This window comes from Providencia rettgeri (genome assembly GCF_023205015.1).
GTDB lineage: Bacteria > Pseudomonadota > Gammaproteobacteria > Enterobacterales > Enterobacteriaceae > Providencia > Providencia rettgeri_E.
This window is the reverse complement of the sequence record NZ_CP096258.1, coordinates 2548260-2559852: the sequence shown is the minus strand read 5'-3', so window position 1 is coordinate 2559852 and position 11593 is coordinate 2548260. Positions and strand designations below refer to the sequence as shown.

The 11593-nt window shown below is 39.4% G+C and carries 11 protein-coding genes; 2 read left to right on the top strand and 9 right to left on the bottom strand.

Annotated features, from left to right (window positions below):
* Positions 1–11: 11 nt before the first annotated feature.
* Both cyaB and M0M83_RS11735 read right to left on the bottom strand, forming a co-directional pair.
* Positions 12–584 carry a class IV adenylate cyclase gene (gene cyaB / locus M0M83_RS11740; RefSeq protein WP_248466627.1) on the bottom strand — a complete coding sequence of 191 codons (573 nt, stop codon included), beginning with the start codon at positions 582–584 and terminating at the stop codon, positions 12–14.
* Positions 585–724: 140 nt separating this feature from the next.
* On the bottom strand, positions 725–1213 hold the full coding sequence (locus M0M83_RS11735) for a TIGR00645 family protein (protein ID WP_125891185.1): 489 nt from the start codon (positions 1211–1213) through the stop codon (positions 725–727).
* A 421-nt stretch (positions 1214–1634) separates the two neighbouring features.
* Between M0M83_RS11735 and cobB the strand changes: the two genes are divergently transcribed.
* Complete coding sequence (gene cobB / locus M0M83_RS11730; protein ID WP_213912832.1) at positions 1635–2468, top strand: Sir2 family NAD+-dependent deacetylase; 834 nt, start codon at positions 1635–1637, stop codon at positions 2466–2468.
* Positions 2469–2518: 50 nt separating this feature from the next.
* On the opposite strand, the gene M0M83_RS11725 is transcribed toward cobB, so the two are convergent.
* On the bottom strand, positions 2519–3229 hold the full coding sequence (locus M0M83_RS11725; protein WP_213912595.1) for an SDR family oxidoreductase: 711 nt from the start codon (positions 3227–3229) through the stop codon (positions 2519–2521).
* A gap of 379 nt (positions 3230–3608) precedes the next feature.
* Between M0M83_RS11725 and pepT the strand changes: the two genes are divergently transcribed.
* Positions 3609–4844, top strand: a complete 1236-nt coding sequence (gene pepT, locus M0M83_RS11720; RefSeq protein WP_125891183.1) for a peptidase T — start codon at positions 3609–3611, stop codon at positions 4842–4844.
* Between the two features lie 48 nt (positions 4845–4892).
* Here the strand turns inward: pepT and M0M83_RS11715 are convergent, their stop codons facing one another.
* The 6 genes from M0M83_RS11715 to hflD form a co-directional block, all read right to left on the bottom strand.
* Positions 4893–5492 (bottom strand): LysE family translocator, encoded by a 600-nt coding sequence (locus M0M83_RS11715; RefSeq protein ID WP_248466626.1) that lies wholly within the window; start codon positions 5490–5492, stop codon positions 4893–4895.
* A 331-nt stretch (positions 5493–5823) separates the two neighbouring features.
* Positions 5824–6948, bottom strand: coding sequence for a cupin domain-containing protein (locus tag M0M83_RS11710; protein ID WP_125891181.1), 1125 nt, complete (start codon positions 6946–6948; stop codon positions 5824–5826).
* A gap of 245 nt (positions 6949–7193) precedes the next feature.
* Complete coding sequence (phoQ, locus tag M0M83_RS11705; protein ID WP_185746866.1) at positions 7194–8651, bottom strand: two-component system sensor histidine kinase PhoQ; 1458 nt, start codon at positions 8649–8651, stop codon at positions 7194–7196.
* A 1-nt stretch (position 8652) separates the two neighbouring features.
* On the bottom strand, positions 8653–9327 hold the full coding sequence (phoP, locus tag M0M83_RS11700; protein ID WP_248466625.1) for a two-component system response regulator PhoP: 675 nt from the start codon (positions 9325–9327) through the stop codon (positions 8653–8655).
* Between the two features lie 250 nt (positions 9328–9577).
* Positions 9578–10948, bottom strand: coding sequence for an adenylosuccinate lyase (gene purB / locus M0M83_RS11695; RefSeq protein WP_125891178.1), 1371 nt, complete (start codon positions 10946–10948; stop codon positions 9578–9580).
* A 17-nt stretch (positions 10949–10965) separates the two neighbouring features.
* Positions 10966–11592 carry a high frequency lysogenization protein HflD gene (hflD, locus tag M0M83_RS11690; RefSeq protein ID WP_125891177.1) on the bottom strand — a complete coding sequence of 209 codons (627 nt, stop codon included), beginning with the start codon at positions 11590–11592 and terminating at the stop codon, positions 10966–10968.
* Between the last annotated feature and the right edge of the window lies 1 nt (position 11593).

Genomic DNA, 11593 nt, shown 5'->3' with positions numbered 1-11593 from the left:
AGGGAATGGCGCTAAAAATTTATTGGCTCTTTATATGATGGCTGTGCAGTTAAAAACATCTGTTTATAGCTACGAGTTTCGACCATTTCTTCTGTAAATCCATACTGTTTGGCCGTCGCCATCAACCTTTTATATAAACTATCAAGTAAATCTTGCTCATCAGTCATGATGGCAAACTCAGCGAACCAACCGATCCCACTAAGATGGTCAATTGTTATGTGTATGTCATTCAGAAAATAAATACTTCTTACCTTTGTCGTGGTTAAGTAGCAATGGTATCCCAGTGTCGTCAACATGTTTTGTACATGATGGCAGTCATCAATATTAATGGCTTTGCATTCAGAAAGCCCAGGGCCTTTAACTATCCATAATTTTATGCCTGATGGCACCATTTCACGGACACACATACTGACGTTATTGTCGGCCAGTGGTAAATGTGGGTTTTCATAGAAATAATCTGTTTCTGTATTATTTTCCGTAAAGGGTTCGGCCAAGTCGGCTCTTATTTTATGCAAAAAAGTGTCAGGGTCTGGTAATTGAAATTTAATCTCAGCTTCATATTTGCCGACAAAATGTTGGCTCATGTTGAGTATCCTTAGTACGGGTCTTCAGAACAGTGATGGTAACACAAAGCGGAAAATGAAAAGGGAGATAAAGATAAGATTAGTCAACTGATAAGTGCCTATGCATCGAGGCTAGGCACTTTAAAAATAAATTTAACTGTTTATTTTTTGGTCATTTTGTCGAGATAACCCATAACGAATGCAGATAATACAAAGGTTAAATGGATAACGACATACCACATTAGTTTGTCATTTGAGACACTTTTTAAGTCCATAAAGATTTTTAACAAGTGAATTGAGGAAATTGCAACAATGGAAGCCGCGACTTTATTTTTTAATGATGAAGCGTCCATTTTTCCAAGCCAGCCAAGTTTTTCGCTGTTGTCAGGAATATCCATTTGTGAAACAAAGTTCTCATAACCTGAAAACATCACCATCACCAATAACCCACCGACTAATGCCATATCAATCAATGATAATAGCGTTAAAATTAAGTCTGCTTCCGGAATTGAAAAGATATTTGGCAAAATATGGTATAGCTCTTGAAAGAACTTAATGGTTAAAGCCAATAGTGTCAGTGAAAGCCCAAAATAGATAGGCGCTAAAATCCAACGTGAAGCATACATCGCTCTTTCAAAAAACTTTTCCATGAAATCCCTTGTAGTGGTGAGTTAATAACACAGTAAAATCTGCGAGGCGTATTTTAACTGCACTGAGAGTGAACGAGAAAGGTTTTTTTATTGTTTTCCCATTGTGGCAGTTTTATGGTGTATTTATGAATATATGATGTCATTTTCATGAATAAAAAGTGACAAAATCGATACCTTCGATATTTTTATTTGCATTCAGCATGATGATGCGTTTTAGTATGTTAACATTTAGATAATGTCATCAGTTGTGGTAAGGAAATGGTTAATATGCCAATAAAATACACACTTGAGCTTGATTGTTTTAAATAATTTCAAACAATCAAGGTTTATAAATTCATGTCGTAATGACATGATAGAAAACAATTAATATTTAATACGGTATAAATTTTATTGGTGATATGGATGAAAGGAAGTTTTGATGTTGCGATTTCGTTATAGGTTGAAAAAAGCTCGTAAGAATAAATGTATACGCCGCCAGCGACTTCGTAACCGGTCTTTTTATATAGATAATAGATTGGATAACATGAAAAATGTCAATATCGTCGTTTTGACGGGGGCTGGAATTTCAGCTGAATCTGGGATCCAAACATTCCGTTCTGCGGATGGATTATGGGAGGAGCATCGCGTTGAAGATGTCGCTACTCCTGAAGGTTTCGAGCGTGATCCTGAATTAGTACAACGTTTTTATAATGAGCGGCGTCGGCAGTTACAGCAAGAAAATATTAAGCCTAATGCTGCTCACTATGCACTAGCCCAGCTTGAAGAACTTTTTGGTGACCGCTTTTTGTTAATTACGCAAAATATAGATAATTTGCATGAAAGAGCGGGGAGTCAGCGGGTTATCCATATGCATGGAGAGCTATTAAAAGTTCGCTGTAATTGGTCAAATCAAGTATTGGAGTGGAAAGGGGATTTATCGGTCGATGACCGCTGTCATTGTTGCCAATTTCCTCAACCGCTGAGGCCCCATATTGTTTGGTTTGGTGAAATGCCAATTGGAATGGATTATATTTATCAATCCATTGAATCAGCGACTATTTTTATTTCTATTGGAACGTCTGGCCATGTGTATCCTGCGGCAGGTTTTGTGCATGAGGCGAAATTACATGGGGCACATACCGTCGAACTGAATTTAGAGCCTAGCCAAGTGGAAAGTGAGTTCGATGAAAAACACTATGGTTTAGCCAGCAAAGTCGTTGTTGAATATATTAATAAGCTTATTACTGAGTTACAGGTTAAAAATATCGCGCAATAAGCTTTTAATACATAACATTATAGGGGAAGCGTATTGTTTCCTCTTATATGTTAGACGTTTGTATCCATCATGGCTGGCATCGTAATCTCTTTGACACAGGTTGCATTGCTGGTATTGGCGATAAAACGCACGGCGTTGACAACATCTTGTAATGGGATTAATTGCCCATCACTTTTTTCAATGACTTCATCGACAGAAACAGTTAATGGGAACTCAGTTGCTAGATAACCTAAGTTTATGACTGATATTGCTATTTTATCTTCCCGTAGAGTTTCTCTTAATGACTGAGCTATTCCTCTGAGGGCATATTTGGTGGCAGAAAAGGTGACTTCCTTGCCATTATGATTATCTAAACCCCATGTGGAGCCAATCAATATAACCTTACTGTTTTTTGCTAGGCGCAAATTAGGTAAGAGCGCTTTTAGATTTAATAAACAGGCACTTATATTGGTTTGAACCATATTGAGTAACTCTATGTCATCAGTCGATTCAAATTGGTACTCTTCATTAAATGCCAATTTTTCCCATATGCCAACGTTATAAATTAAAGTATGAATAGGTTGATTTTGAATAACATGCTTAATGGTATTTGCACTATTAATGTCATTTAAATCAGCAGGGATCCACGTAAAATTAGTTTGTTCAAAAGGAGGTTTTGAGCGAGAAACACCATAAATATGGTCTACTTTTTCAGGGAATCCTTCGACTAATGCCTTGCCTAAGCCTTTGCTCACACCATAAATTAAACATGTTTTTGACATAGATATTCCTATTAACGAGTTAAACTTCGTTTTGTTTATTAATTAGATAATAAATAAAAAAATAATAGGTCATATATAACATACTATTTCAATTCAATAATTGATGATCTGTGTAGTGGGAGAGTGAAAGTTAACCAAGAGGCGTGTTTTTAGGTAACAAATAATTTACTAATTAATGTAATTTAATTATTACCCCTATTAATTATAGGTGCTGATTGTGACTATGACAGTTAATCACCCAAAAAATACGCTAAAAAATAAATTTTATTAAAGATTTACTATAAAAATAGTGCGCATTAACAGGAAAGCTGATTTGAGACAATAATTGAATCTGTGATCTTTCCCATAATATAAACATTGATATTTTAGGGGGAAGGGTATGGACAAACTCTTAGAGCGGTTTTTTGAATATACCGCTTTCGATACACAGTCAAAACTAAACGCAAAAACCGTACCGAGCAGTGCGGGGCAGTTAAAGTTTGCTCGCGCATTAGTTAATGAACTGAACGAATTAGGTTTTGAAAAAATAACACTAAGCGATCAAGGTTGTGTGATGGCCTATTTGCCGTCAAACGTTGATTGGGATGTTCCCACTATTGGTTTTATTTCACACTTAGACACAGCGCCTGATTTTTCAGGTAAAAACGTGAGTCCACAAGTCCTTGAAAATTATCGAGGTGGGGATATTGCGTTAGGTATTGGTGATGAAGTGTTATCCCCAGTAATGTTTCCGGTACTCCATGAAATGATTGGCAAAACCCTGATCATGACTGATGGTAAAACCTTACTTGGTGCCGATGATAAAGCGGGAATTGCAGAAATTATTACAGCATTCGTCCGTTTAAAGGAAAAAAATATTCCTCATGGGAAAGTCTGTCTTGCATTTACCCCTGATGAAGAGATAGGACGTGGGGCTCGCCATATCGACTTTAAACAATTTGATGCATTGTGGGCCTATACCGTCGATGGTGGTGGTGTTGGTGAATTAGAGTATGAAAATTTTAATGCGGCCAATGTTTCGATTAAAATTGTCGGCAATAACACCCATCCAGGTACAGCCAAAGGGGTGATGGTGAATGCATTAGGGTTAGCAAATCGTATTCATGCAATGTTACCTCCCGATGAAACACCTGAAAGTACAGATGGTTATGAAGGGTTTTATCATTTAACCTCGTTAAAAGGGACAGTAGAGAAGGCCGAGTTGAATTATATTATTCGTGATTTTGACTTAGCAGGATTTGAAGCTAGGAAGAAAAATATCATTCGAATTGCTGAAAAAGTTGGCGAAGGGCTACATCCAAGTTGTTATATCGAACTAACGCTTGATGATACCTATTATAACATGCACAAAGAGGTCATGAAGTACCCACACGTGATTGAACTAGCTAAGCAAGCGATGCTTGATTGTGGCATTGAGCCCATTATTCAACCTATCCGGGGCGGTACTGACGGAGCTCAGCTTTCACATCGCGGTTTACCGTGTCCAAATATTTTTACTGGTGGATATAATTTCCACAGTAAACATGAGTTTATAACCCAAGAAGGTATGGAACAGGCTGTTAGTGTGATTATGCGTATTGCGGAGCTAACGGCTATCCACGCACGGCAATCCTGATATCTTGCCATAATTAGAGTGCTTACTGCGATAAGCACTCTAATTTTTCTATTGAAATAATACAGAAATACCACTAAGCGCCAGTAAAATGCCCATGACTAAATTAAATCGTTTTAATATTTTAGGTTGTTTTAGTCTTTCTCTTAATTTACTGCCAAACATCGCCCAGATAGCAACACACGGCCAGTTGATGGCTGAGAAGATGACGGCGACCTGAAACATCGATAAATAGGGGGCGTTTGTATTGGTATACATGGCCATTCCTGAAACAGCCATCATCCATGCTTTAGGGTTTATCCATTGAAATAGTGCCGCTTCTAAGAAAGTTAGCGGTTTAATCTCTTGGTTATTTGTCTGTGCAATGGAATGGCTAATCGTGGTTTTCCATGCAAGCCAGAACAAATAAACAATTCCAAAATATTTTAATATCGAATAAATCATAGGGGATGATTGGATCAAGGCTCCGATTCCAAGCCCTACTGCAACGAGCATAATAAGAAAACCGATTGATACTCCCAATGAATGCGGCAATGTTTTTCTAAATCCAAAATTAATGCCTGAAGCAAGTAACATAATATTATTGGGTCCTGGCGTTATGGATGTCACAAAGGAAAACAATGATAAAGCCAAAAGTGTTTCTATGTTCATGTTGTTATCATCTTTAAAAGGGGTAATTAACGCTGTGTAGGATTGGCGATGTTGAAGTAAAAACAGTTTAGAATTGAATCAAATAAAATACGTTATCTTTGCGTGCTGATGAGTAAATCAGGCTCATAAAGGGAGTATGTGACCGTAAAATAAAATACAGACTAAAATAAATAACTTAGTTATTAATGAAGGTATTTTAATTACAGTCAGCGGTTTTTATTAATGGGGTAGGAGAGAGTTGCTATATCATACTAATAAAATTCGTTTAAAGAAAAAGCCCATAATTAATGGGCCTTTTCATAAAATACACATTTAATATTATTGGTATCGATTAATCGTCAAAATACCAGTATCCGTTATTGACGAGTGCAGTAAGTAGTGCGATAAAATTAACGTCATCAATAGCATCAGCTAAAAGTTGGCTATTAACGGCATCATAGCGACACAAACTATCTGCAGCTTCATAACACTCAGTTTCTAAGCATTCTCCATTTACAAAAAATTGGTCGCCAACGCGTAATGCCCTGAGACCATTTAGTTTGTACAAGGTTTCTTGCTGAGTTTTCAGTAAATCATAGATTTCTTCTTGCTCATAAGGTGGTTCAGGTGGCGCAATGTCTAATTCGTGGCGTGATTGAGAGATAAACTCACCTAACCATTTGCGAAAGAGCTCGGGGTCATTAATTAGTGATATCATCATCTCACGCAGCTTAATTTGTTCACCTTGCAAGATCTCCGCAGGGTTATCACGGAATGATAAATCAGGGTCACTATAACGGTAACTGCCTAAATCGTTAGAAATTAAGTGATCGGCAAAGCTACTGACCAATTCACGAGTATTTGGTGCACGAAAGCCAACCGAGTAATTTAATGAAGGCTCAATGGCGTAGCCTTCATGTGGGAACCCAGGTGGAATGTACAAAATATCGCCGGGTTCCATTTCTTCATCAATGATGGCATCAAAGGGTTGTACTTGCAGTAAGTCAGGATGTGGGCAATGTTGTTTCATTGGAATTTTTTCGCCCACTCGCCAATGACGACGGCCTTCGCCTTGAATAATAAACACATCGTATTGGTCTAGGTGAGGGCCTACACCACCGCCGGGGACCGAGTAGGAGATCATTAAATCATCCATTCGCCAGTCTGAAAGTACACGGAATGGTTTCATCAACGCAGAGCTTGGGTGATGCCAATGGTCAACAGCCTGAACTAAAATAGACCAATTCTCTTCGCCAAGGTGTTCATAGCTTTCAAATGGGCCATGGCCAACTTGCCAAATTCCTTCTTTATGGCTAACCAAACGGCTATCAACCTCATCTTCCATCGCCAGACCTGCAAGTTCGTCAGGCGAGATAGGGTCAATAAAATTTGCAAACCCTTTTTTGATAAGCAGTGGGCGCTTCTGCCAGTGACTGTCGAGGAAACTTTGCCAGTCGAGATTTAGTTTGTAATCCATCTTATTGTCCCTTGGAGCTGCTAAATATAGCTAATCAGTTTATTGCAATATACCCGGTCTTAATACCGAAAAATGGCCGATATACAATAGTATTATGCTAAATAAACTTTATGAGAAACATAGGGGGCGGTTTATCTTGAGAGTAAACAAGTCAGCCACCTTAAACTACTTTTCATAAAACACTTCATAAATAGTATACCGGAAATGGTTCGTAAAATAGGGGACAAACGGACTCATATCACAGATTAACTATCTTCAATCATAGATTGCTGCCTAAATGTGACGGATAAACGTGCACCGCCAAGCGGGCTATCACTAATTATGATTTCCCCGTCATACTGGTCGATAATATCCAAGGCAATGGATAAGCCTAAGCCTTGGCCTGGACGCAGGGTATCTGCACGTTGCCCTCGAACAAAAATTAAGCTGCGTTTGCTTTCAGGTACGCCAGGACCATCATCATCGACAATTAATGTTAAGCTATCAGCCCCCGTAACAGCACTAACCTCAACGAATTCAAGACAATATTTACACGCATTTTCCATGATATTGCCCATAACTTCCATGAAGTCATTAGGTTGACCTAGCCAAGTTATTTCAGGAGAAACGTTAACCGTAATAGAAACCCCTTTGTGTTGGTAAACTTTATGCAGGGCACTTGCAAGGCTGTCTAATATTGATGGAACAGATGAAATTTCACGTAGCATCATGTTTTCATCACCTTGCGTTGATGCACGGTGCAAATAATAGCCAACCTGCTGAGAAATACGGCCAATTTGTTCAAGCATGATAGGCTCAGCTTGTTCTATATTCATTTGTTTGCCTGAGCGAAGCAGGCGTAATGTCGACTGTAAAACGGCTAAAGGCGTTTTTAAACTGTGTGTTAAATCCGAAAGTGTGGTGCGATATTTACTGTAGCGCTTTCGTTCATTCGTTAACAAAATATTAAGATTGCGTACTAGGCCGCGAAGCTCATACGGTGGGTTCTCGTCCAGTGCATCCCGTTCACCTTTTTCTAGGCTACTGAGTTGTGATACTAATGATTTAATTGGCCGTAGGCTCCAATAAGCGGCCAACCATAATAAGGGGATGACTAAAATTAAGTTAGCTAGTAAAACGTAACCAAACCATTCCCAAACTAAACCGGTATTTTGTAAGTCTTGTGGTAGGGTATCAACAACGACGATGGTGAGAGGAGGCAGGTTTTCGCTTGCGGCATATTGGTTCACGGACACGGAGTGAGTCAACGGTTCGTCATCATTACCCATGTCGTCTAATTTTGTGTTGAACTCGGGGTTGTCGTCTAGGAGTTGGCGAGTTTCACGAATGTCCGTATCAATTTCATATAAGCCCTCTTTTTTTAGCCAATCATTACGGATCAGTCGTTCAACGCTAGGTACATCCCGTTGGCGCCATAATACGAGACCTTGTTCATCATAAATAATAACCAAAGTAGGGTTATTTAATGTGAAATTTGGTGGAACACGAATATCAATTTTATTATTTTGCCATTGGGCTAGGCTGTAAATTAAGTTACTTTGGCTACGTAATAGAGTGTAAGTTGTTTTATCGAAACTAATTAGATACCCCAAAATTGCAACGATACCGTAGGACAAAGAAAGCGCCAAGATCACGGCTGATGTGGCACAGAGAAAACGTGCTCGTAGCGAAAGGGGCTTGAACTTAAATTTACGTAGCGTCATATTAGCCATTCACATCAAAACGATAGCCTTGGCCACGTACAGTGACAATCACATCATCACTATGGAATTGTTGAATTTTTTTGCGTAATCGGCCCATTAAAACATCGATAGTATGACTTTCTCTAAGTTCGGCATCTGGATAAAGCTGGCGCATTAACGAGTCTTTGCTAACCACTTTCCCATTGTTGCGAAGCAGTGTTTCAATAATGGTGTACTCAAAAGCAGTTAATTTGACGGTTTCACTGTTAACTGTAAATTCTTTACGTGAGAGGTCAATAACGAAATTGCCTAATTCGAGTACTTGTGAAGCGAGACCGCTATGTCTGCGCATTAAAGCTTGCATGCGGGCGACCAGCTCTTCTAGCTGGAAAGGTTTCGTCACGTAGTCATCTGCACCACTGTTTAGTGCTTGTACTTTTTCTTGCCAACTTTCGCGAGCCGTCAATACTAAAAGTGGAATATTGACGTGCTCACCACGCCAGCGTTTTATCATGGAAAGCCCGTCTTCATCAGGTAAGCCCAAATCAACTACCGCGATATCTGGGCAACTTTCGTGTAAAAAGTAGTCAGCTTCTTTTGCATCTTCAGCGGAGTCAACCTGATGACCAAGCTCTTTAAGCTGTACGGTTAAATGGTGACGAAGTAACGCATTGTCTTCGACAATAAGAATACGCATCGGAAACCCTCATATTGAAAAAAGATAGCTACACTTATTGCAAATAGTAGCACTAGATACGCTATGGTAAAAAGAGTTCTGAATAACGACAAGGGATTAAGTAAATATAAATCAAACAAAGCGGAAATATAATTTATCTTTGTTTATCTTCAGGCAGTTTAGGGGGGAACAAGCAGGGGCTATAGGGTAAATAAAAAGTGGGGGACATAGAGCCCGCCCACTTTGAATGTATTAAGTTAAAAGCTTGAGGTTATTTTAGCTCATCAATAAAAGTGACAGCGTAACCGATGTAGTTGGCAGGCGTCATCTCTTTCAAACGGGCTTTTTCATGCTCAGGCAAATCTAAACTATCAATGAATTGTTTCATCCCTTCAGCGGTAACGCGTTTGCCGCGGGTCAATTCTTTGAGTTTTTCGTATGGTTTTTCAATGCCATAACGGCGCATTACAGTTTGAATTGGCTCAGCCAAAACTTCCCAGTTTTGGTCTAATTCATCCAGTAAATGCTGTTCATTAACTTCTAATTTATTTAAGCCTTTCATGGTTGATTGATAAGCAATCAATGCATAACCTAAGCCGACACCGAGATTACGTAATACTGTCGAGTCTGTTAAGTCACGCTGCCAGCGAGAAACAGGAAGTTTACTTGCTAAATGGCCTAAGACGGCATTTGCTAACCCTAAGTTACCTTCAGAGTTTTCAAAATCAATCGGGTTCACTTTGTGTGGCATAGTGGAAGAGCCAATTTCACCAGCGATTGTTTTTTGTTTGAAGTGATTTAATGCGATATAGCCCCAAATATCACGGTCGAAATCTAACACGATAGTGTTAAAACGAGCGACACAATCAAATAACTCAGCAATATAGTCATGAGGTTCAATTTGTGTGGTGAATGGGTTCCATTGAATGCCTAAAGACGTAACGAAGGTTTCGCTAAATTCGTGCCAATTCACTTCAGGGTAAGCGACCATATGTGCATTATAGTTACCAACAGCACCATTGATTTTACCTAAAATTTCAATCTGTTGTAGCTGGCGGAATTGGCGTTCCAAACGATAAGCAACGTTGGCAAACTCTTTACCAATGGTGGAAGGCGTGGCAGGTTGACCATGAGTACGTGATAGTAACGGCAAATTGCGGTACTCATGAGCCATTGTTTTTATTTTATCAATAATTTGACGCCATTGTGGTAGCAAAACTTCTTCGCGAGCGGTTTTCAGCATCAATGCATGAGAAAGGTTATTGATATCTTCTGAAGTACAAGCGAAGTGAATAAATTCAGAAACGGCATGAAGAGCAGGGATGTTTGCCACTTTTTCTTTTAGGAAGTATTCTACGGCCTTCACATCATGGTTGGTTGTGCGTTCAATTTCTTTGATGCGCATTGCATCTTTTTCACCGAAGTTCGCGACAATTTCATCTAAGTAAGCGATTGCGTCAGCATCAAATGAAGGAACTTCTTTGATTTGAGCGGTTGCAGCCAGTTTTTGTAGCCAGCGGACTTCAACTTGCACGCGAAATTTCAGTAAACCAAACTCACTAAAAATAGTGCGTAAAGCGCTGACTTTATCACCGTAACGGCCGTCAATCGGGGATACAGCGGTCAGTGAGGATAATTCCATTGGTAGCAACTCCAGATTTAAAGGTGAGACAAAATATCTTTCGCCTGATTAGCCAGACGATTGCGAGAGAACATGAGTTGAATACGACTTCCGCCAACTTGTTGCCAAAGCACCGCACAGCGAATACCTGCGAGTAAAGTGGCTCTAACTTTTGCTTGAACTAACGTATTCTTTAGAATATCAGGGGAGCCCGTGACTTGAATTCGAGGTCCCGCAGGGCTAACTACGTCTACGTAAATACCCGCAAGCGCGTTAAATACACCTTCAGAAAGAGGCTCAAAATAATCAGCTTGGCGTTCGAATTGCTCAATACGTTGGCCGAGTTGGTTCATCGCTTCTTGGTTTTTATTGAGACGACGCTCGAGTGCCATAATACTTAACATATAGCGTGTCATTTCAGCGGATAAACCACTGTTGCCGCCTGTTAACATGCCTAACAGGGCACTGAGTCCCGTTTTTAAATTTGCGGTATCATTACCAAAGACATCCAAAGTGGATTTTGGATTCATATTGGTGAGGCAATTGACCATGGTTTCCGTGTCTTTCTCAAGACAAACACCTTCATGTGCAAGTTTTTGAACCATTGCGCTTGCTTGGCAGATACCCGCTAAGGCAAGCGTAATGTCATAATAGTTTTTTGCCACA